Raw genomic sequence first — 21,721 nt, 5'->3', positions numbered from 1 at the left:
GGTGGCTGCGATCGGGCCAATTACCCCCGATTGACAGGCTCCTGAATGCGTAGCTCTATTGGTCATGCCACGTATGGAAACCGCAATCAAGTACCTGTAGTCTTGAGACGCCTGTCCAAGGGCCGTTGCCGTATAAAATCCTTTAATAAGCGGCATAGATTCTCGCAATGACGATTAATAATCAGTGGGTGCTGTTCCTATGTCTGTCAGACCAATTTCCGGCCGCAATACGATTTGCTCGCTGGGTGCCGTTTTCATATTTGTGTTTACCGGAGGTCTTGTCGGTTGTAGCTCTGAGGCTCCTGAGGCCCCCGGAAACGCATTGCCAGCGGCGCAACCGGTGGTAACGGAAGTGGTCCAGTGGCAGCCGCGTAAGGTGCGTATCGAAGCGGTGGGAACTTCTCGGGCACTCAAGAGTGTGACGGTTCACCCGGAAGTGAGCGGCGAAGTGGTGGAAGTGCCTTTTTCCGCGGGTGAGAAGGTCGAGGCGGGCCAGACTATAGTGCGCCTGGATGACCGCGATCAGCGGCTCGCGGTAAAGATTGCCAAAGTTGAATTGGAAGATGCCCGGCGCCTGCTAAACCGCTACGAACGTACCCGTGGTTCTGGCACGGTGACCGAAAGCGTTCTGGACGATGCGCGCAGCGCCGTAGAACGCGCCCGTCTCAATCTCGATCGCGCCCAGGTGGCGCTGGACTACCGCACTATTCAAGCGCCTTTCGACGGCTATCTCGGAATCAGTACCATCGACTCCGGTGCTCGTGTGGATACCACGACGGCAATCACCACCATCGATGATCGCAGCAAACTGCTGGTTACCTTTCAGGTACCGGAGCTATTCCTGGGCCAGATCGGTCAGGGGCAGCCTATAGCGGTTTCCACCTGGTCCAGCGGCAGCCCGGATCATACTGGCCAGCTGGTAGAGATCGACAGCCGTATCAATCCTGAGACACGTACTTTCGCTGCCCGGGCGCTGGTAGAAAACGAACCGGATCTACTGCGCCCGGGTATGAGTTTTCGCGTGTCCCTGGATCTGGAGGCGGGGCGCTATCCGCTGATTCCGGAAGTGGCCTTGCAGTGGGGTAATGATGGCGCCTTCGTGTGGGGAGTGAATGAAGGTGGCTCTGTTACGCGGATCTCTGCCACCATTGTGCAGCGGGTACAGGGTGCCATTCTGGTGGAGTCGGACCTGCCAGAAGGTATGCAGGTAGTGACCGAGGGCACCCAGCGCATGCGCGAAGGGTTGAGTGTCACCAATATCGCGGGGCTATAACATGAAGCGCGATCAGGACCTGGATCAGAGCGTCGATCAAAAAAACGCAGCAACGTCTCAACATCAGAACGACCTGGCCTCTCTGGCCATCCGCAGGCCCGTTCTGGTGCTTGTGCTCAATCTGTTAATTGCCATTGCGGGTATCGCCGCTTTTAGTGCGGTGGAAGTCCGCGAGCTTCCGGATGTGGATGTTCCTATTGTGTCTGTGCGCGGCACCTTGCCGGGTGCCTCGCCGGAAACCATGGACTCGGAAGTAACGAGCATTGTGGAAGGAGCGGTGGCACGGGTTTCCGGAATCCGCCAGATTGAATCTTCCAGCGAGGAAAACAGTTTCCGGATTCATATCGAATTCAACTCCAATGTGGACCTGGATACTGCCGCCGCAGACGTGCGCGAGGCAGTCAGCCAGGCGGAGCGAAACCTGCCCCCGGATGTGGAGCAACTGACCGTTATCAAGGCGGCAGACCAGCCGGAGCCGGTGCTGCAGCTGGCAGTTACCAGCGACTCTCTGCGGGACGAAGCGCTCACCTATATCATCGAAAAAGATATTGTTCCCGAACTGATTTCCATCCAGGGTGTGGCGGATGTGCCGATCAGCGGGCAGCGCCAACGGGTATTGCGCGTGGTGCTGGATCCGCTGAGGCTGACCAGCTTTGGCCTGTCGGTGAGTGATGTGGCGAGCATTCTCGAGGATGCGCCACTGGACGTGCCTTCCGGCAGTTTCAACTCCGAAGACCAACAGCTTCTGGTGCGCACAGACGCATCCACTGTGACTGAGCAGCAGGTGCGTGACACCACCATTCGCGGGGATATTCGCATCGGTGATGTGGCGCATGTGTCTTTCGGCCCGGAAGATGTGCAGTCGCTGGTGTATCTCAACGATCGTCCGGTGATCGGGCTCGGTGTAGTGCGTCAGGCCCAGAGTAATACCATCGAGATCAGTGATGCGGTGCACCGCAAGGTAGCCTCACTGAATAAACGCTTCGACAATCTTTCGGTCACGGTCACCGAAGATCGCGCGGTGTTTATTAAAGGCTCAGTGAAAGAAGTAGTCACCAGCCTGTTTTACACGGTGCTGATTGTGATTGCGGCCATCTGGCTGTTTTTCGGCAATATTCGCACCACCCTGGTGCCCAGTACCGCCATTCCGATCGCCCTGATCGGCACTCTGGCAGGTATCTGGATGATGGGTTTTTCCATCAACATCCTGACTCTGCTCGCCATCGTGCTGGCTACTGGCCTGGTGGTGGATGATGCGATTGTGGTGCTTGAAAATATCCAGCGTCTGCGCGGCATGGGAATGGGCGCGCGTGCAGCCGCGGTACTCGGCACTCGCCAGGTCATTTTTGCCGTACTGGCGACCACCGCGGTATTGATCAGTGTGTTTATCCCCATAGCGTTGTTACCGAGCACTGCCGGGCGTATGTTCCGAGAATTCGGCATGGTGCTGGCAACAGCAGTTGCTTTGTCCTCGATTGTGGCTCTGACACTGGTGCCTATGCTGACCGCTCGGGTTACCCGCAATGAGAAAGAGCAGAGTAGCAATAGGTTTTACCAACGTGTGGCCGGGTTCGGTGCCCGGATTGCGGGAGTGTATCAGCGTAGCCTGGCGGTGTGCCTGCGTCAGGGCTGGGCGAGTTTTGCCGTGGCGATGTTGCTGGCAGTGGGTGCTGGCGGTCTGTACACGATGCTCGGCAAAGAGCTGTTGCCGCCGGAAGACCGCGGCATTCTCTATATCAGTGCCACTGGCCCCGACGGCGTTGGACAGAACTATATCGCCCGTCAGGCGGAGCACATCGAGGATGTGGTCCGGCCTCTGGTGCAGCGGGGTGATGCCACTGGGATCATGACGCAGATCGGAAAGTGGGATCCGAACCGCGCGCAGGTCACCTTGCCGCTGGCGGACTGGGATCAGCGCACCATTTCCCAGCAGGATGTGATAAGAGAAATCCAGGGGCCACTGGAGCAAATTCCCGGTGCGCGCATTCGCGTTGGCAGCCCCAATAGCTTGTCCATTCGCGGCGGTGGGGGCGGTATTGAAGTGGCGCTATTGGGCAACGACTACCCGTATATTTATCAGGCGGCGCGTGACATGGCTCGGGCCATGGAAGATCGTCTGCCACATCTCGGTCGACCGGAAATCAGCTATCGTCCTACCCAGCCGCAGTTGTCTATTGAGATCGACCGCCGCCGAGCGGCAGACCTTGGCGTGCCGCTGGGTAATATTGCCACTACGTTGCGCACGGTGGTGGATGGCCTCGATGTGGTAGACCTGAATGTCGGAGATCAGGCGGTGCCCATCATGCTGGAAACCTCGAACACTACTGTTTCCTCACCGGAAGATCTGGTAAATCTCTATGTGAAAAGTGAACGGGGAGATCTCCTGCCTCTGTCCAGTATGGTACGCCTGAGAGAAGAGAGTGTTGCTGCGGAGTTGGACCGCCAGGGCCAGCGCCGCGCTATTGAAATTGATGCGGGACTGGAACCGGGCTACCCATTGGCCAGTGCAGTGGCGGATATAGAACAGCTGGCCGACGAAATCCTACCGGACGATATCGGCATCGCGTTTCTCGGCGAAGCGAATTCCCTGGAAGAAAGCTCGCGGGAAGTGGCCATGACCTACGCCATTGCGGCGCTGGTGGTTTTCCTGGTGCTCTGTGCGCAGTTTGAAGGCGTAAGCAGCGCAGTAATTGTGATGGTCACCGTGCCGTTTGGCCTGGCTGCTGCGGTTTACGCGCTGTTTTTTACCGGCACCACGATCAATATATTTTCCCAGATCGGATTGGTGATGTTGATTGGGTTGATGGCAAAGAATGGCATTCTACTGGTGGAGTTTGCTGATCAGCTGCGCGACCGCGGATACAGTGTCTACGACGCGGTCACCGAAGCTGCCAGCGTGCGCCTGCGCCCCATTGCCATGACCATGCTCTCCACGGTGCTGGGTGGCCTGCCATTGATCCTCAGCAGTGGCCCCGGTGCAGAAGCTCGCTCTGCGATTGGCTGGGTAATGTTTGGTGGCTTGGGGCTGGCTGCGCTGTTTACGTTGTACCTGACGCCGGTGGTATACCTGGGTCTGGGCCGATTCCACAAACCGCGCTCGGTGGAAAGCAGTCGACTGGATGCGGAGTTACTTGACGCCGGCAGAGGCACTGGTAGAGAAGAGCGGGATGTAAAAGCGGTTTAAGTCTCGCAGGGTTTACGGCGTTATACCGTAAACCCTCCGGGCAATCAGCGCGCGTATGCATTAGCGCGCTGAATTGCCTTTACGCATCCAGGCGTTTGCGATGCGCCGCCAGCACTTCACCGGCGCCCATTTCGAACTCACTCAGCGCTTCCATAATCCGCACCAGGCAGTTGTCACGCAGTCCTTCTAGTTCGCGGATGCTACGATCTCCGGCCTGCTCCCGAGTGCCTTCCACCATACGGTCGATCAGCTGGTCGTTGAGCTCCGGAGCTTCCAGTTTGGTCCAGGGCAGTTTCAGGGCCGGGCCAAATTGTTCCAGCATGTGGCGCATTCCCGTTTCGCCGCCGGCCAGGTGATAGGTCAGGTTGGTCCCCATAAACGCCCAGCGCAGGCCCGGACCGTAAGTGATGGCCTGATCCAGTTCGCCAGTGGTGGCAACGCCGTCATTGACCAGATGCAGGACCTCTCGCCAGACCGCTTCCAGCAGTCGATCCGACAGGTGCCCGTCGATTTCATTGCGCACATGCAGCGGGTGCATACCGATCTCGCGGAAGAATGTTTGCGCGCGCTCGATGGTGTCTGCGGAGGTCTGCTCACCGCCTACCACTTCTACCAGTGGCAACAGGTACACCGGGTTGAACGGGTGGCTCACCACAAACCGCTCCGGTGCGACCATTTTCTGCTGCAACACACTGGGTTTGAAGCCGGAGGTGGAAGAACCTATCAGCGCATCGATGGGCGCCGCGCGGCTGATATCCGCGAGCAGGTCCACTTTCATGGATTCCCGCTCAGGCGCGTTTTCCTGAACGAAATAGGCTCCCTCACAGGCTTCCGCCAGTGAACCGGCGAAGTGCAGACGGGTGCGGCAAGCGCCTTTCACCAGGCCGACTTTTTCCAGGGCCGGCCAGGCGGTGTCGACGCTCTCGCGCAGCTTGCGCTCGGCGTCTGTGCCGGGATCCCAGGCCACTACATCGTGGCCCTGGGCCAGCAGGCGGGCGACCCAACCGGCGCCGATAACGCCGGTGCCAATAACGGTTGCGTGTGACATATTGTTCGCTTACCCCTGTTTTTTAAGGTTCAGTCGCTCACGGGTTTCCGCTGGCGTTGCCACGCGGCTACCCAGAAGCTCAATGATGCTGCGGATTTTTTCCACCAGCTGTGCATTGGTGGCGAGTTCGCCGCGCTTCAGGTAAAGGTTGTCTTCCAGGCCTACGCGGATGTTGCCGCCCATCAGCATGACCTGTGTAGCCATGGGGAATTGGTGGCGGCCGATTCCAAAGCCGGCCCACTGTGCGCCCTCTGGCAGGTTGTCCACCATAGATTTCAGGGTGCCGATATCCGGTGGAGCGCCCCAGGGAATGCCCATGCACAGTTGGAATAGCGGTGGCTGGTCGAGCAGTCCCTCTGCCATCATCTGGTTGGCAAACCACAGGTTTCCGGTGTCGAAAATTTCCAGTTCGGGTTTAACACCCAGTTCCTGCACTTTGGCGGCGCCGAGGCGCAGCATTTCCGGCGAGGAAACGTATACGAGGTTCTGGTTGCCGAAATTCAGCGAGCCGCAATCCAGGGTGCAGATTTCCGGGCGCAGTTCTTCGATATGTGCGAGCCGTTCCAGGCCGCCCACCAGATCGGTGCCGTCGGCAAAATCCATCGGGTTTTCGTCCGGGCCCAGTAGCAGGTCACCGCCCATGCCGGCGGTGAGATTGATCACCACATCAGTGTCGGATTCGCGGATGCGCTCGACGACTTCACGGTAGAGTGCAACGGAACGGCTGGGCGCACCGGTTTCCGGGTCGCGCACATGAATATGTGCAACCGCAGCGCCGGCTTTGGCGGCGGCGATGGCGTCGTCGGCGATTTGTTTCGGGGTTACCGGTACGTGCGGGCTTTTTTGGGTCGTTGCGCCGGCGCCGGTAAGGGCAGAGGTGATGATCACCTTGTTGTTGATCTGCATTCGCTTTCGCTCCTGATCGGGGGAGGGGAGTTCGGCGGTAATGCTAGTGGGCGGGTGAAAAATCTCTCGCGCAAACCCGCGGTCGAGTTTTGATATTTCGACAAAAGGTAAAATTACAGCGGGAGTAGCTGCTGTGACTGTGTAGGCGTTCAGTCCTGGGAGGCGCCGCGGTCCTTACTGGGGCTGATGCCGAAGTCTTTGCGGTATGCGGAACTGAAATAGGCGGCGGACTGAAAACCACAGGAAATGGCGATGTCCAGCACGGTCATCTCGGTCTGCCGTAGAAGCTGCCGGGCCTTGTCCAGGCGCAGCTTGCGGTAGTAGCGCTTCGGCGGTGTGCCCACTTCATTTTTGAACAGGCGCTCCAACTCTCGCACGGAGGTTTCGCAGTACTCGGCAACCTGTAGGATGGACAGCGGTTGGGTAATATTCTTTTCCATCACCTGCACTGCACTGATCAATCGCTTGTTGGTGGTCGCCAGGCGGCCGCGCAGGCTCATGCGTTGTGCGTCGGCAGCGCTTTGAACATGAGTGTAAGTAAATTGCTCCGCGACCTCGGTGGCCAGCTTCTGGCCGTGGGCGGCGCCAATGATATTGAGCATCATGTCCAGACTACTGAGTCCCCCCGCCGCAGAAACCCGGTTTTCTTCGATCATGAAACGTTCTGGTACCACCTGGATGGTGGGGTAGTTCTCCTGAAAACCACTACTCGCCTCCCAGTGGACCACTGTACGCTGCCCATGCAAGAGGCCAGCGCGGGCAAGGATATGCGCTCCGGTATCCACACAGCCGAGACTGGCGCCGTTGGCTGCTAATCTTCTCAGCTCCGAGTACAGGGAGTCGGAACAGCCGTGCAGTGGGTCGAATCCCGATACCACCACCACGGTCTGATAGTCGTCCGGGCAGTCGGCGATCGCGTATTGGGCATCGAAAGGGATACCGTTGGAGGCTTTTACCGGTGCCCCATTTTCCGAGAGGAAGGTGAACTGGAATAATTGCTTGTCTGCGAGCCGGTTGGCCACGCGCAGCGGTTCAGAGCAGCAGGCGAGTGCAAAAAAAGAAAAGTCCGGAATCAGCAAAAAACCGATATGCACCACGTCGCTCTGCCCAAACCGCGGTGGCTGGAAAGTATCTAGGGCGTCGAACTCGGGCGAACTACCGGTCATGTCGGAATTGAGAAAGAAAGCATCGCATTTTGAAAAGTATATGTCACGTTAGACAGTAGGATAAGCCCAGCTTTACCGGAAGGCCGGCATTTTTTGAAGTGCACATGCGCCTTTTCTTATAAATAACCTACTGGAAGTTGAATGCGACCTAATAGTCAAAAAAGAAATTCCCACCCCAAACTGAAACCCATCGCCCATATTCTCTCCGCCAGTATCGCTGCCTTCATCAGCCAGGCGGCAACTGCACAGCAAGTGGCAGCTGACCGCGCGGACAATAACGGAAATCTCGCTCTGGAAGAAGTCACCGTGACTGCCCAGAGAAAATCCCAGAACCTGCAGAGCGTCCCTATCGCTGTGTCCGCATTTGGCGAAGAAGCCATGGAGCGGGGCAATATGCTAGACGTGGAAGATGTCTCCGCAATGACTCCGGGATTTTCTTTGTCTTCCTACAACCCGGTAACTCCGCAACCGTACATTCGCGGCGTGGGCACCAACTCCAGTTCGGTTGGTGATGACGCCTCCGTCGGTGTGTTTATCGACGAAGTTTACGCGGGCCGTGCCGGTGGCTATCGCGCCGATATGTTCGATATCGAGCGGGTGGAAGTGCTGCGTGGGCCGCAGGGCTCATTGTATGGCCGCAACGTGGCCGGTGGTGCGATTAACGTAATCACCAAAAATCCAACCGATGCGTTTGAAGCCAAGGCGAAAGTGACTGGTGGTAACTACGACCTCAAAGAATTTCGCGGCATGCTGAACGGTGCTCTGAGTGACAACGTCAACGGACGAATTGCCGTTTCCCGCCGTACCCGCGATGGCTGGATTGAGAATGTGGCGACTGGCAACGAGCTTGCCAATCAGGACAACCTCTCTGCCCGCGGTAAGCTCGCTATAGTACTGGGTGATCGCACCGACTTGCTGTTGAGCGTCGATTACGCCACTGACGACCTGATTGGTTCTGGTGCGCGCAGTATTGTCGGCTATGAAGAGGTGTTTGGTGTTGAGCATCCCACCGAAAACCGTCCGGACAAGGTGGATCTGTTTGTGGACGGCTTTGCCGAGCGGGATATGCACGGAGTGTCTGCGAAATTGACCCACTCCCTTGAAACGGTAGACCTGGTCTCTATTACCGCTTACCGCGCACAGGAATACGCATTTAACGACGATCTGCTGGGTACCTATCTCGCTCCAGCGGGCGCGGCCATGACCAACGATGCGGAAGAGGATTCCACTCAGTTCAGCCAGGAGTTCCGGATTCAGTCAGCCGGTGCGGAAGCACTGGAGTGGACGGCAGGCCTCTACCTGTTTCAGGAAGAGGTCAATCGAGTGGAGAGTTTTGACTCCTCCCTGGTTTACGACCTGATGGGGGCTCCGGGCCTGAGCTCACGCCCAGTGTGGGATGCCAGCAACGAGGCCACCAGTTACGCCGTCTTCGGTGAGGCAACCTACCACTTTTCTCATGCCTGGAGTGCGACCTTCGGTGGCCGTTATACCTATGACACCAAAGACTTCAGCAGCCTTGCCAGTGGTAGCGGTGATCTGTTCGGGTTTCTTGCGGAAGACTACGAGGTGTCTGCCAAAAAAAGTTGGAAGAAAGTCACTCCCAAGGCCACGCTCACCTATACCACAGAAAATGCGGACATCGTGTACGCGACCATCTCCGAAGGCTATAAGGCCGGTGGATTCAACGGCATTGCTGCAACAGAGCAGGGTGCAACGGTCGCCTTCGACCCGGAGAACGCCACCAACTACGAGCTGGGTTTCAAAACCAGCTTGCTGGATCAGCGCGTACGCCTGAACGGTGCCGTGTTCTACCTGGATTACACCGACCTGCAGAGCTTTACCGTCGATCTCGCGACCGGTCAGGTGGAGACTGCCACCGGGGATGCGGAAATCCGTGGTGTGGAACTTGAAGCTTCCGCCTTCGTGACCGAAGGATTACTGCTGGCACTGAACTACGGCTATACCGATTCTGAATATGTACGTTTCGATTCACGCCCGGAAATTGTCGGGAACCACCTTGCGCGCACACCCGAGCACAGCGCCTCTACCAGCCTCAATTACGAGTGGGCGCTGGACAACGGTTCCGCGATCAACTTCAACACCAATGCCATGTACCAGAGTCAGGTGTACTACAGTGTGGGGAATGACGATGCGGCTTCTGACGACGCCCGCACCCTGGTCAATGCCAACGTGACCTGGGATAACTACGCCGGCCTCAAGGTCGCACTGTGGGGTAAAAATCTGACGGACGAAGAGTACATTGCCCATTCATTTGACCAGTCAGGCATGGGCTTGGCGATCATGGGTGAACCCACCACTTGGGGTATCAGCGTAACCAGAGAATTTTTCTGATTGCGACAGCACTCGGGGGGTAGCGATGCAAATCACTGCCCCCGATTTTTTATTCCGAACCGTTCATTTTGAACAGGAAGATAAGAGTGAATTTATCCCAATCTCCCGCCCCGGCTAACCGGCCGCGGCTGGATCTCCCGGTTTTTATTCCCGCTTTCACCCTCGCGGTGATTGCCGCCGCTTTTCTGGTGTTCCGCCCTGTGCTGGCGGAGGCCTGGGCCGCACACCTGATGTCGCTGGTTACCAGCCAATTTGGCTGGCTGTTTGTGCTATTTGGTTTTGGCACTTTTGTATTTGCGTTGTGGCTGGCGTTTGGCCGTTTCGGCCAGGTGAAGCTTTCGCGTACCAACGAGCCACCGGAGTATTCCGAACTCAGCTGGGCGGCGATGATGTTTTCCGCGGGTATCGGTATTGGCCTGGTGAGCTGGTCGTTCGTCGAGCCCATCTATTACCTGTCGACTCCGCCGATGAATATCGAACCGCACTCCGCACGCGCCGCCGAGTGGGGGCATATGTATACCCTGTTCCACTGGAGCTTTGTGCCCTGGGCGCTATACGCAGTGCCTTCTGTTGCCGTCGCCTACATCCTGCATGTGCGCCATCGCCCGCTGCTGCGGATTTCCGAAGTGTGTCGGCCGGTGCTGGGAAGCCGGGTCGATGGCTGGATCGGGTCTGTTATTGATACCTTGATCATTCTCGGCTTGATCGCGGGTGCCGGTACCTCGCTGGGTCTCGGTGTGCCGCTGGTTTCAGCGTTGACTACATCGACCTTGGGCATTGAGGAAAACCTGTACACCCGCCTCGGTGTGATCGGCGTGTGGACCCTGATTTTTGGTGTCAGTGCCTACAAAGGCTTGAAAGCGGGCATCCGTATTCTCAGTGATATCAATATATTTCTCGCCATCGCTCTGGTATTGCTGGTGCTGTTTGTGGGGCCGACCGTGTTTATTCTGTCGCTCTCCGCCAATAGTATCGGCCTGATGCTGGATCATTTTCCCCGCATCAGCTTCTGGCTGGACCCGATTAAAGATGGTGGCTTCCCGGATGCCTGGACCCTGTTTTACTGGGCATGGTGGATCGCCTACGCACCACTGATGGGGCTGTTTTTTGGGCGTATTTCCCGTGGGCGCACTATTCGCCAGACGGTGCTAGGCATCATTCTTTGGGGCAGCCTCGGGTGTATTTCTTTCCTGAGTATTTGCGGTGGCTATGCACTGCACCTTGAGTTGGATGGTGTGTTAGACGTCTCTCGCCTGCTCAGTGAAAGCGGTATTCCTGCAACCGTGGTGGAGATCGTCAAGACCCTGCCATTCAGCCAACTGCTGCTGGGGGCCTTCACCATATTGAGTTTTGTGTTCCTCGCCACCACGCTGGATTCCTCGGCGTATGTGCTGGCGAGTATCAGTACCAGAAACCTGTATGGGGAAGAAGAGCCGGGCAAGCGCAATCGCCTGGCCTGGGCATTTGCGCTGGCGATGATTGCCGTGGGTCTGTTGTTTGCCAGCGGCCTGCAGACGGTCAAGTCTCTCACCATTATTCTCGCGTTGCCGTTGACGGTTGTTCTTTTCATCGTCTTCCGTGCTCTCACCCGTGCGCTAAATCAGGACTTTGGGGATCGTGTGCGCGAACCGACGCTGATTCTCGAGCCGAAAAAAAATGATTCGAATAAGGAGTCTCAAGATGTTTAGAAAATTTTCAATGCTGGGTGTATTGCTCGGCGCGGCCCTGTTGAATGCGGGCAATGTGCTGGCATCGGATGAAAGTCGCCAGGAACTGGAAGCAGTAGTGGAGGAGGGCGGTGCCGCCCAGTTTATTGCGCAAGCCTACGCGCACGCCAAGGCCACGGTGAAAGACACTACGCTGGAAGCGATCAGCAAGGATCTCCGTCCTCACGATCACCGCTTCTTCCCCGACGGCGGTGGCGCCGTACCCACGGTGTTGTTTTTCCACGGCTGCAGCGGTCCCACGGAGAGCCATGAGCAGGATTGGGCCGATCGCCTGAATAAAGCTGGTGTCGGCATGATAGCCGTAGACAGCTACAAAGGTCGCGGTATCGACTGGCAGAAGGCGTGTAACTTTCAGGCGATGACGCCCTGGCAGCGCTCTGCTGATATTTTTGCCACAGTCGAAGACGTGAAAAAAGATCCGCGAGTGGATGCAGATCAGCTGTACCTCGCTGGCTTCTCCCACGGTGCCGTTTCCATCTGGGCTGCATTGGGCCAGGCCTCCGGGAAATCCGCCCCGATCAGCCTGACCGAGTGGCCGTCTGTGGATTTTGATCAACATGTGCAGGGTGCCTTCATGTTTTACGGTACCTGCATGCAGCCATGGACGGTGGATGTAGATGCTGTGATGTTCCTGGGCACGGAAGATCGCTATATCGATGAACAGGTGTGCCAGGCCTATGAATCCAATCATCCGAAAGACGCCGGTGCGCTCGATCTGGAGATCTATGACGGCGCCACCCACACTTTTGATCATGCCGAACCTAATCAGGCCAATATCGATGCGGGATCCGTTTACGATGCAGCGGCAACCGAAGATGCCTGGCAGACCATGCTGGAGATGATTCAGGCCGGACGCAAAAAGGACGGGAAATAATGGCCGCGGTGCGAACCTTCTCCGGTGTAGCGCACACCTGGCTGTGCGACGAAATGGGCCACATGAATACCCGCAATTATGTGGGCATGTTTGACGATGCCATGCAGCACTTCATGCTGATACTCGGGCATAAAGCCACCGTCGATGGGGAGCGTCGCCTCGGTTGGGCCGATGTTCGTCACGAAATCGACTACAAGGCGGAAGTGCCCGAAGGTGCGCTGGTGCACGTGGACTGCGAAGCGGTCAAAATCGGCAATAGCGCCATCACATACCTGCAGACGCTGGTGTTGAGTGAAAGTAGTGAAGTGGCTGCGGTCAATCGGGCTACGTCGGTGTTGTTTGACCTCAAGCAACGGGGCACTGCGCGTATTCCCCAGGCTATGCGGGATAAGGTTGTTGATTACATGGTGGCGAGCGACTGAGGAGAAACTTCAGTGACGGAAAGCCGGGGTGGTGGTTTTGTCCGGTTCCCTCCACTCGTGTGATTCTCTATCCTTGTGTTCCTTTGATTTTGCGCTCAGCAATTCCGGTAACACAACGCTATGGCCTTTGAAGTTCTGAAAGACCGCAACTACGGACTCTACCTGGGAGGCAATACCGTCTCCTGGGTTGGTACCTGGATGCAGCGCACTGCCATCGGCTGGCTGTCGTGGGAGCTGACAGAGTCTTCGAGTTGGGTGGGCCTGATCGTGCTTGCCCAATACCTGCCACTGGTGTTTATCGCGCCCCTGTTTGGCGTGCTGATCGATCGTATGGACCGCCGGCGTTACGCCATCGCCTGTCTGCTGATGCAGATTCTGCTGAACGCCGGCCTGTTTGCCATCTATGCCCTCGGGTTTCTCAACATCTATGCATTGCTCGCCTGCTGTGTACTGCTGGGCATTGGCAATGCCGCCTATCAGCCGATCCGGCTCACATTGATCCACGACATCGCGCCAAAAGACCTGCTTACCCAGGCGATCAGCCTGAACGCCGTAATGTTCAACGTCACCCGTATGGTGGGGCCGGCACTCGGTGGGCTTTCCATCAGTGCCTTCGGTGTCGGGGGTACGTTTCTGATCAATACACTAACCTTTCTCGGCACTCTGTTTTCCCTTCTGATCGTGCAGATTCGTCCTACAGCGCGCAGCAGCAAGGGCGGGAGTGTGTTGTTCCAGCTCGCAGAAGGGCTTCGCTATATAAAAAGCGTGCCGAAATTTCTCGAACTGTTTATTTTATCGGTGGCGATTGCAGCTTTCGGCCGTGGCATGCTGGAACTCTTGCCGGCATTCGCTGGCGGTGTGTTTGACCGTGGCAGTAGTGGTCTCGCCACACTGATGGCGGTGGCCGGCGCCGGTGGCATTGTGGCCGGGGTATTGCTCTCCGGAACCACCAGGCGCAGCACGTTGGTGACGTTCATTACGGTAGGGTGCAGCTTGCAGGGGATCTTTGTAGTGCTGCTGGGGTTTTCCGGCACCTTCCTGTTGGCCATGCTCAGCATTTTTGGCATTGCCGCTATGTCCACCCTCGCCAGTATTGGTATGCAGGCGGCCCTGCAGGCCGATCTCGATAGCCAGTATCGCGGTCGTGTGGTGAGCCTGTGGGGTATGACCACAGTAGCAGGGCCGGCGCTCGGTGCGTCCCTTCTGGGTGTATTGGCCCAGGCGACTGGTCTGCCGGCAGTGGCCGTGTTGAGCGGGGTCCTGTGTACAGTGGTTTGTATCGGAGTGATGTGGCGCAGCCGCTTTTTTTCATTTGGTGGGCGAGGGCGAAAAATCCAGTGAATAGTACTTCAACCTCTGTAGCGTTGATTCCAGGTTTTATGCTGGATCACACCCTATGGAGCGATTTTAGAGAATATCTGCCCTCAGAGTGGCGGGTGTTCAACGGGGCGCTCGGCGAGGGGCCAACCATACGTGATATGGCGCGGTGTATCGCGGAGCAATTACCGCCGCGCTTTGTACTGATCGGATTTTCCCTGGGCGGGTACATTGCCCGGCAATTGGCCGCGGATTATCCGGAGCGAGTGCAGGCGTTGATCCTTGTGGCAACTTCTCTACGTGAAGACACCGAGCAGCAGAAAAAATCAAAGCTGCAGGCGGTGCAGGCTTTAACCCCAGCGCGCTTCAGGGGGCTCAGCAACGCTACCATCGCCCGGTCACTACACCCCCGCAATGCTTCCGATGCCGCGTTGGTCTCCTATATCAAAGAGATGAGCCAGCGCCTGGGTTACCAGGCGCTGGCTACGCAATCGGCACTGGACAGGTCGGAAGTTCCCGCGTCCACAATTGGCTGTCAGACGTTAGTCATCGCGAGCGCAAACGATGCGCTGCGCTCACTCCAAGAAGCGGATGAGCTGGTTGAGGCAATACCCAGCGCCACCCTTGAGGTCATTGACGCGTGCGGTCACATGATACCTCTGGAGCAGCCGCGAACCCTGGCGGAAACCATTATTCGCTGGTTGCAACAGTGACCAACATTCTGCTTATCCGAACACTAGCTATTTGTCTGATCTTGCGGCCGCAGCGGTTGTGGATTCGCGCTGATTTTATTGAGTAACGCCAATTTCACCTGGCCTGCGAGGCGGTTGATGTCCACTCCAATACCATACATGGCGGGCACCAGTAGCAGTGTCACAAAGAAGGCGACGAATACGCCGAATGCCAGTGCTACTACAATGGGCTGCAGAAATGCCGCTTGAATACTGCGCTCCAGCATCATCGGCAGCAGACCGACGATGGTGGTGACGGTAGTCAGCAGGATCGGACGGAAGCGGGCAACTCCGGCTTCTACGACGGCTGTCAGTGGTGCCATGCCTTTTTCCCGCAAGCGGTTGCAGTGATCCATCAGAACCAGGTTGTCATTGACGACGACGCCCGCCGCGGCTGCGATACCAAAATAACTGAAGATCGCCATGGTCATGCCTGTCGCAGCGTGGCCAAAGATGGCGCCGGTAAAGGCAAACGGGATCGCAATCAGGATTAGGATAGGTTGCGAATAGCTGCGGAATGCAATGGCCAACAGGCTGTACATGCCGAAGAAGGCCATGATGTACAGGCCCAGCACTTCTTGAATAAAGCGTTTCTCACCCTCCGCCTGGCCTACCGCACCGCGGATGATACCCGGGTGGCGTTTTTCCCAGGCCGGGAAGAAGTTTTCGTCCAGGTCCTTCATGATATCGCCGCGCACATCGTCCTTCAGGTCCGCCATCACACGCGCTGCGCGGTTACCGTTCCAGCGTTGGATACGTTTGATACCTGGTGCATAGTGCAGGTCGGCGACCGCGAGCAGGGGCACTTCGCGGCCGTCCGCGGTGCGTACGCGGAAGTTTTTCAGGCTCTCAATAGAGCGACGGGATTCCAGCGGGTAGCGCACCATCACTTTTACGTCCTGGCCCGCACGTGGCAGCCGTTGAACTTCCTCACCGAAGTAGGCCTGGCGCACCTGGTGGTTCACATCTGCGAGTGTCAGCCCGAGCTTGGTTGCCCCGGGTTTCAATTCAATGCGGATTTCCTCGGAGGCACCTTCCAGGTTGTTGCGCACGTCGTACAGGCTTTCGTAGGAGCGCAGTTGCTCTTCCAGATCGGCTGTCGCTGTTCGCAGTACATCCAGGTCCGGGTGGCGAATGGAGAGTTCAAACCCGGGGCCGTCATTGTTGAACGAGTACTGTACGGAGACTTCTTTTGCATCGGGGATATCACCCAGCAGCTCGCGCAATCGCAGGGCCGCATCTTTGGCGGACATGTCACGCAGTTCCGGCGGTGCCAGTTTGACGATGGCCATGACGCTGTCGCGACGGGAGCGCGTATACCAGTTTTCGATCAGCACGCCTTTCCCGTCCGTGCGCTCATTCACCTCTTGCTCAAGGCGCTTCTCCGCATCTTGTAGTTGTTCCAGCACTTCCAGTGCACGGCTATAGGGCGCACCTTCGGGCATGACCACGTTGACGATCACTTCATCTGACTCGATTTCCGGCATAAAACCTTTTTTAACCCAGCCACTGCCGAACATGCCAAAGCCGATCATCATTACTGCGATAAAAATGCTCAACGTCAGGTAGCGACGATCCACCGCCCACTGGCCGATACGGCGATAGTGGTTTTGCGCGAAGTAGATAATGCGGTCGGCAATACCTTTTTGGATACGACCAAAGCGGCCCAATTTAGTACGCTGCTTCAGGTTGCGCAGGTGTGCCGGCAGAATAAACAGTGACTCAACCAGAGAGAATACCAGTGCCAGAATAACTACCCAGGTGATATGACGGGTGAATTCACTGGTGGAGCCGCTGATAAATATCCAGGGCAGGAAGGCGAAGATGGTTGTCACTACTGCAAAGATCACGGGTTTGGCGACGAGCTGGGTGCCGAGTACCGCGGCGCCCAGGCGCCCCTTCTCATCATTTCCGTGTTCCGGGCTATGAGACTCCGTGTGGATACTTTCACCCACCACAATTGCGTCATCGACCACGATGCCGAGCACCAGCAGGAAGGCAAATGTGGACAGCATATTGAGGGAAACACCCACGGTGGGGAGCAGAACAAATGCGCCAGCGTAGGCAGTGGCAATACCGAAAGCGACCCAGAAGGCAACCTTCGGGCGCAGGCTGAACACCAGTACCAGCAGCACCAGGAACAGCCCCAGCAGCGCGGATGAGCCGATGGTTTCAAGGCGGCCCTTAAAGTCCACGGCGTTGTCGGTCCAAAGGGTGAGCTTTGCGCCTGCAGGCAGTGTTTCGTTGCGCTGGGCGATCCAGTTCCGGATGGACTCAGAAGCCGTGAGAATATCCATGGTCTCGGTGCTCATCACTTGCAGCAGCACCGCCGGTTCCCCGTTCAGGGTTGCGAGAATCTCATTGTCTTCAAAACCGTCCACGACATTGGCCACATCACCGACGCGGATAGTGCCGCCATCGGCAGTCTGGCGCACGATGATATTGCCAAACTCCTGCTTTGAATCGGCCTGATTGCGGACCTTTAACTGGTAGGCGCCCACCTCGGTGCGCACGGTGCCGGCGGACTGGTTGATGGAACTGGTGCGGATTGCGTCCGCGACCTGCTGAAAGGTCAGGCCGTAGCGGCGAAGGGCTTCTTCGCTGACCTCAATGGAGACTTCCTCCATGCGTGTGCCGAACAAGTTGACCACGGAAATCGCGGGCAGGGTCGCGGCTTCGCGTCGCAGCTGTTCTGCCAGCCGCTTGAGTTCCCGTTCGCCGAGGTCACCGTGGACCGCTACCCGGATAAATTCTTGTCGATTTACCCATTGATGAACCTGCGGTGGCTCAATATCCCGCGGGAAGGACGAGATACCGTCGACACGGATCTTTACGTCGTTCATAAACCGGGAAAAGTCTACGTTGCTCTCCGCCAGGATATACACCTCACCGGAGCCCTCCGATGAGGAGGAGCGCACCCATTCGATATTGTCCATGTCGCTAACCGCTTCTTCTATACGGGCGACAATCTGTTCTTCTACTTCCTGCGGCGCAGCGCTGGGCCAGGATACGCGAATCTCCAGGCCGGGAAAGCGCACCTGCGGGTCCATCTCCCGCTCCATGCTTCCAAACCCAATCAGGCCCGCCACGAAAATAAATACCATGGCGAGATTGGCGGCCACCGGATTGCGGGCCCACCAGGCAATCAAACTATTCATCGTCGGGCTCCGTTAGTTGCTGGCCAGGTGGGTAATAGGTTGTACCTTCATTCCGTCGACCGCATTGGCAACGGTGGAGGTAACCACCCGCTCGCCGTCCGCGATGCCGGCCGCGAGTACTACGCGGTTATGGGAGGTAGACAGCACGTCGACGGTGCGAATACTTAATTGATCGTTGTCATCCACTACGTAAACCTTGTCGGCGCTGCGTAATGCGGTTCTCGGTACAACCACTGCCTGCTGTTCCTGCACACTTTCTGCCTCGGCAGTGACAAACAGGCCTACTGCCAGTGGTGCGCCATTGCTGGCGCCGGCCCCGTATGGGTCTGCGACTTCTGCCACCGCGTAGATGAGGCGCGTCTGCTGATCGATCGCGGCCTGCGTGCGGACAATTCGGCCCTGCCAGGATTGCTGATGCGCGCCGATCTGGGCAGAGAGTGCCACTGCGGGCCCCGGGTTTTTGTCACTGGCGACAAATCCCATGGGAAGGGCCAGCTCCATCAATTGCGTGTCGGTGAGTGGAAGGCGAATCTCCACGCGATCCGTTGCGAACACGCGGCCAAGAACTGTATTGGGCGTGACATATTGCCCGACGCCAATGCTGCGACTTGCTACCCGGCCACGAAATGGCAGACGGATTTTGGTACGCGCGAGGTTCAGCTTGGCATCGTCGAGTTCGGCTCTGGCGGAGCGCAGGTTCGCCTCAGCTTCGAGAACCTGTGGCTTGTTGACCTGCAGCGGTGTGGGTTCTTTATTTGGGCTCAGGTCCAGCCACTGCTGACGTTTGATCTTCGCAGCCGCCTGGGCCTGAAGAAGCAGGACTTCCGCCTGCGCCACGCCGGCTTCTGCCTGTGCGAGAGCGAGACGGTAGTCCGCGTCATCCAGCTGGATCAGGGTTTCCTCAGGTTCAAAGCCGGCACCTTCGGCAAAAGCGTGGGATATGGACACGACGCGGCCGGACACCTCCGGTGTGAGGTCAATTTCCGTATGTGCGCGCACTTCGCCCTGGGTGGTGACCGCCAGATGGACGGCTTCTTTTCTGGCTTCGGTATAGACGAGGGAAACCGGGCGCTGCTCTTCTTCTTTTTTTTCAGGGGCGGGCTTGGACGCCGACATCAATTGCACCGCGCTAAAGCCCAGCACGAGTACCAGGGCGGGCGCTGCCGTCTTGAGGATTTTTTTGTTCATCGGTCTCATCTTGCCTGTTTTGATTTATTCGCCAACGGTCCTGTTGGTGTGTTGCCCATAAAACAACGGAACCTCAAAGCCTGACAACGGGGGGGAAGGCAGGGTGAGAGGGTTCTACGGCGAATTCCATAGTGGTAACGATGACATTGACCGCTCGGCTAGCGGTTTTGGATGCAGGGCGGTGCGATAAATTTGCGAGGAGGGATTCTGCGACTGCCTTACAAAAGTTTACGCACGGGATTCCGCGGGCCACTTAACAGGGCAAATGAGATGTATTATCATTCTCTGCTGTTTCGATAGACGGCTGACCGGAAATCCGTTGCTGGCCATAAGAAGGATCAATTCAAGCGTGGCTTTCTCTCTCGGCTCAGTGCGCCAGTGGCACTGGATCAGTTCGGCATTGTGTCTGGTGGGGATGCTGCTGTTCGCAATCACAGGAATCACCCTGAACCACGCCGCCGAGATCCCGGCGGAACCCGTTCTTGTCAGTCACGAGGCTGTTGTCCCCGCACCTCTTCTGGACGGCTGGGATACCGGCGCATCGGCCGAGCCCAGGTTGCCGCGGAAGTTGATCGATTGGCTCGCCAGCGAGTACCACGTGCATATACCCCGCGGCCATCAGGGGGAGTGGGACAGTGGCGAGTTCTATCTGGCCATGCCGACCCCCGGTGGCGACGCCTGGTTATCCCTGGATATCGAGACCGGCGATCTCGTCTATGAGAGTACCGACCGCGGTTGGGTTGCCTACTTCAACGACCTGCACAAAGGGCGCGATACCGGCACCGCGTGGCGTTGGTTTCTGGATGTCTTCGCGGTGGTCTGCGTGGTGTTCTGCCTCACCGGATTCTGGTTGCTGTGGCAGCAGTCGTCTCGCCGGGTTTCGACCTGGCCGGTGACTGCCCTGGGCGTATTGATCCCTCTGGTGATTGCACTGGTTTTCATTCACTGACTGTTTTTGTTATCGGGAATAAACATGGAAATAAAGTTGTTCAGAAAAATCGCCGGCGCAGCGGCATGCGCGGCACTATTTTTTACCGCGGGTGCCCAGGCGCAAAGTCTGCAGCTCAGTATCGAGATTCCCCGGCTGAACGTGGCGGAGTACCACAAACCGTATGTGGCCGTGTGGCTGGAAGACGAGTCTCGCAAGGCCACCCAGGTTGCCGTGTGGTACGACCTGGAAATGCGTAATAACGAAGGCGAGAAGTGGCTAAAGGATTTACGCCAGTGGTGGCGTCGCGGCGGGCGCGGGCTGGATGTGCCAGTTGACGGAATTACTTCTGCCACCTACGGCCCCGGCGAGCACGCGCTGGAAGTCGCCATTGCCGAGAGCGACCTCGCCAAACTGGCACCGGGCAAGTACCGCCTCCGTATCGAAGCGGCGCGGGAAGTGGGCGGCCGTGAGCTGGTGGAGATTCCCCTGACCTGGCCGCTGGAAAAATCCAGTCTTCCGCTTTCCGCTGCGGGAAAGGAAGAGCTGGGCACTATTAAAGTCGCTCTGCTTCCCTGATAGCGCATTCAACACAAATAAGGAGATTTCCATGAACAAAAACGTATTTAAAACAACCCTGCTTGCGGGCCTGATGGCCGCAGGTATCGCTATGCAAGCGGAAGCACACCGTGCCTGGATCCTGCCGAGTTCTACGGTGCTGTCCGGTGATGATCCCTATGTAACCTTCGATGCGGCGGTGTCCAACACCATTTTTTTCCCGGACCATGTAGCACTGGGTGCGGATCGCGTTTCGGCATTCGCGCCGAGCGGTAAAAAAATCGAACTGGAAAACTCTGCAAAGGGAAAATATCGCAGCACATTTGATGTGCAGTTGAAAGAAGAGGGTACCTACCGAATCGGTGTCGCCTCAGCAGGGCTGCGCGCCTTCTGGAAAGACGACGAGGGCAAGCGCCAGATGTGGCCGGGCCGCGGTCAGCAGGCGGACGATTCGGAATTTGATACCGCCGTGCCGAAGAATGCCAAAGACCTGCGTGTTACCCAGAGCTCCCACCGTATTGAAACCTTTGTCACCCTGGGTGCACCGTCCGATTCCGTGCTGAAGCCTCAGGGAGTCGGTCTGGAGCTGGTGCCGGTTACCCACCCGAATGATCTTTACGCGGGTGAGAGCGCCAGTTTCAAATTGCTGATCGACGGTGAGCCGGCAAACCAGGCGGAAATCACGTTCGTTCCTGGTGGCAGCCGCTACCGCGACAAACAGGAAGAAATCAAGCTGACAGCCGACGCCGCGGGCCTGTTCAGTGTTACCTGGCCGAGCGCCGGTCAGTATTTTATGGAAGCGGACTTCGAAGACGGTAAGGCGAAGGCTCCAGCTACCATTCGCCGTGGCTCCTACTCTGCCACCTTTGAAGTGCTGCCGCTGTAAGGT

The 21,721-nt window shown here is 57.4% G+C and carries 16 protein-coding genes; 11 read left to right on the top strand and 5 right to left on the bottom strand.

Features of this window, described 5'->3' with window-relative positions; genetic code table 11:
* Nucleotides 1–322: 322 nt before the first annotated feature.
* Complete coding sequence (locus Q1A74_RS06195; protein WP_299593603.1) at nt 323–1,273, top strand: efflux RND transporter periplasmic adaptor subunit; 951 nt, start codon at nt 323–325, stop codon at nt 1,271–1,273.
* Between the two features lies 1 nt (nt 1,274).
* The gene (locus Q1A74_RS06190) at nt 1,275–4,457 is read left to right on the top strand and encodes an efflux RND transporter permease subunit (protein ID WP_299593600.1); all 3,183 of its coding nucleotides are present in this window, start codon (nt 1,275–1,277) and stop codon (nt 4,455–4,457) included.
* A gap of 79 nt (nt 4,458–4,536) precedes the next feature.
* On the opposite strand, the gene Q1A74_RS06185 is transcribed toward Q1A74_RS06190, so the two are convergent.
* The 3 genes from Q1A74_RS06185 to Q1A74_RS06175 form a co-directional block, all read right to left on the bottom strand.
* Nucleotides 4,537–5,505 (bottom strand): L-carnitine dehydrogenase, encoded by a 969-nt coding sequence (locus Q1A74_RS06185; protein WP_299593597.1) that lies wholly within the window; start codon nt 5,503–5,505, stop codon nt 4,537–4,539.
* Nucleotides 5,506–5,514: 9 nt separating this feature from the next.
* On the bottom strand, nt 5,515–6,411 hold the full coding sequence (locus Q1A74_RS06180) for a 3-keto-5-aminohexanoate cleavage protein (protein WP_299593594.1): 897 nt from the start codon (nt 6,409–6,411) through the stop codon (nt 5,515–5,517).
* Nucleotides 6,412–6,560: 149 nt separating this feature from the next.
* Nucleotides 6,561–7,577 carry a GlxA family transcriptional regulator gene (locus Q1A74_RS06175; RefSeq protein WP_299593591.1) on the bottom strand — a complete coding sequence of 339 codons (1,017 nt, stop codon included), beginning with the start codon at nt 7,575–7,577 and terminating at the stop codon, nt 6,561–6,563.
* A 141-nt stretch (nt 7,578–7,718) separates the two neighbouring features.
* Between Q1A74_RS06175 and Q1A74_RS06170 the strand changes: the two genes are divergently transcribed.
* The 6 genes from Q1A74_RS06170 (at nt 7,719) to Q1A74_RS06145 (ending at nt 14,982) form a co-directional block, all read left to right on the top strand.
* Nucleotides 7,719–9,929 (top strand): TonB-dependent receptor, encoded by a 2,211-nt coding sequence (locus tag Q1A74_RS06170; RefSeq protein WP_299593588.1) that lies wholly within the window; start codon nt 7,719–7,721, stop codon nt 9,927–9,929.
* An 86-nt stretch (nt 9,930–10,015) separates the two neighbouring features.
* Entirely contained in the window at nt 10,016–11,617 is a 1,602-nt protein-coding gene (locus Q1A74_RS06165; protein ID WP_299593585.1) for a BCCT family transporter, read from the top strand.
* Nucleotides 11,610–12,530, top strand: a complete 921-nt coding sequence (locus Q1A74_RS06160) for a dienelactone hydrolase family protein (protein ID WP_299593582.1) — start codon at nt 11,610–11,612, stop codon at nt 12,528–12,530. Before Q1A74_RS06165 ends, Q1A74_RS06160 begins: the two co-directional genes overlap by 8 nt.
* A complete protein-coding gene (locus Q1A74_RS06155) occupies nt 12,530–12,952 on the top strand; it encodes a thioesterase family protein (protein WP_299593579.1) in 423 nt (140 codons plus the stop codon). Before Q1A74_RS06160 ends, Q1A74_RS06155 begins: the two co-directional genes overlap by 1 nt.
* A gap of 120 nt (nt 12,953–13,072) precedes the next feature.
* The gene (locus tag Q1A74_RS06150) at nt 13,073–14,293 is read left to right on the top strand and encodes an MFS transporter (protein ID WP_299593576.1); all 1,221 of its coding nucleotides are present in this window, start codon (nt 13,073–13,075) and stop codon (nt 14,291–14,293) included.
* On the top strand, nt 14,290–14,982 hold the full coding sequence (locus tag Q1A74_RS06145; protein ID WP_299593573.1) for an alpha/beta hydrolase: 693 nt from the start codon (nt 14,290–14,292) through the stop codon (nt 14,980–14,982). Before Q1A74_RS06150 ends, Q1A74_RS06145 begins: the two co-directional genes overlap by 4 nt.
* A gap of 23 nt (nt 14,983–15,005) precedes the next feature.
* Here the strand turns inward: Q1A74_RS06145 and Q1A74_RS06140 are convergent, their stop codons facing one another.
* Entirely contained in the window at nt 15,006–18,158 is a 3,153-nt protein-coding gene (locus Q1A74_RS06140; protein ID WP_299593570.1) for an efflux RND transporter permease subunit, read from the bottom strand.
* A 12-nt stretch (nt 18,159–18,170) separates the two neighbouring features.
* Nucleotides 18,171–19,346 carry an efflux RND transporter periplasmic adaptor subunit gene (locus tag Q1A74_RS06135; RefSeq protein ID WP_299593567.1) on the bottom strand — a complete coding sequence of 392 codons (1,176 nt, stop codon included), beginning with the start codon at nt 19,344–19,346 and terminating at the stop codon, nt 18,171–18,173.
* Nucleotides 19,347–19,695: 349 nt separating this feature from the next.
* Between Q1A74_RS06135 and Q1A74_RS06130 the strand changes: the two genes are divergently transcribed.
* From Q1A74_RS06130 to Q1A74_RS06120, 3 genes are read left to right on the top strand one after another with little or no spacing between them, the layout of a single operon-like run.
* Nucleotides 19,696–20,295 (top strand): PepSY-associated TM helix domain-containing protein, encoded by a 600-nt coding sequence (locus Q1A74_RS06130; RefSeq protein ID WP_299593564.1) that lies wholly within the window; start codon nt 19,696–19,698, stop codon nt 20,293–20,295.
* Nucleotides 20,296–20,319: 24 nt separating this feature from the next.
* Nucleotides 20,320–20,853 carry a DUF2271 domain-containing protein gene (locus tag Q1A74_RS06125; protein ID WP_299593561.1) on the top strand — a complete coding sequence of 178 codons (534 nt, stop codon included), beginning with the start codon at nt 20,320–20,322 and terminating at the stop codon, nt 20,851–20,853.
* 31 nt (nt 20,854–20,884) lie between these two features.
* Nucleotides 20,885–21,718, top strand: a complete 834-nt coding sequence (locus tag Q1A74_RS06120; RefSeq protein WP_299593558.1) for a DUF4198 domain-containing protein — start codon at nt 20,885–20,887, stop codon at nt 21,716–21,718.
* Nucleotides 21,719–21,721: the final 3 nt, after the last annotated feature.

This window comes from uncultured Microbulbifer sp. (genome assembly GCF_947504145.1).
Lineage (GTDB): Bacteria > Pseudomonadota > Gammaproteobacteria > Pseudomonadales > Cellvibrionaceae > Microbulbifer.
Note: the sequence above shows the minus strand (reverse complement) of the source record. Positions and strands in the feature narration are given on the sequence as shown.

Bases quoted from the DNA above. Each gene is read 5' to 3' on its own strand.
- Q1A74_RS06150 (WP_299593576.1), top strand. From the start codon at position 13,073: ATGGCCTTTGAAGTTCTGAAAGACCGCAACTACGGACTCTACCTGGGA.
- Q1A74_RS06140 (WP_299593570.1), bottom strand. From the start codon at position 18,158: ATGAATAGTTTGATTGCCTGGTGGGCCCGCAATCCGGTGGCCGCCAAT.
- Q1A74_RS06155 (WP_299593579.1), top strand. From the start codon at position 12,530: ATGGCCGCGGTGCGAACCTTCTCCGGTGTAGCGCACACCTGGCTGTGC.
- Q1A74_RS06190 (WP_299593600.1), top strand. From the start codon at position 1,275: ATGAAGCGCGATCAGGACCTGGATCAGAGCGTCGATCAAAAAAACGCA.
- Q1A74_RS06120 (WP_299593558.1), top strand. From the start codon at position 20,885: ATGAACAAAAACGTATTTAAAACAACCCTGCTTGCGGGCCTGATGGCC.
- Q1A74_RS06160 (WP_299593582.1), top strand. From the start codon at position 11,610: ATGTTTAGAAAATTTTCAATGCTGGGTGTATTGCTCGGCGCGGCCCTG.
- Q1A74_RS06180 (WP_299593594.1), bottom strand. From the start codon at position 6,411: ATGCAGATCAACAACAAGGTGATCATCACCTCTGCCCTTACCGGCGCC.
- Q1A74_RS06175 (WP_299593591.1), bottom strand. From the start codon at position 7,577: ATGACCGGTAGTTCGCCCGAGTTCGACGCCCTAGATACTTTCCAGCCA.
- Q1A74_RS06125 (WP_299593561.1), top strand. From the start codon at position 20,320: ATGGAAATAAAGTTGTTCAGAAAAATCGCCGGCGCAGCGGCATGCGCG.
- Q1A74_RS06185 (WP_299593597.1), bottom strand. From the start codon at position 5,505: ATGTCACACGCAACCGTTATTGGCACCGGCGTTATCGGCGCCGGTTGG.
- Q1A74_RS06170 (WP_299593588.1), top strand. From the start codon at position 7,719: ATGCGACCTAATAGTCAAAAAAGAAATTCCCACCCCAAACTGAAACCC.
- Q1A74_RS06135 (WP_299593567.1), bottom strand. From the start codon at position 19,346: ATGAACAAAAAAATCCTCAAGACGGCAGCGCCCGCCCTGGTACTCGTG.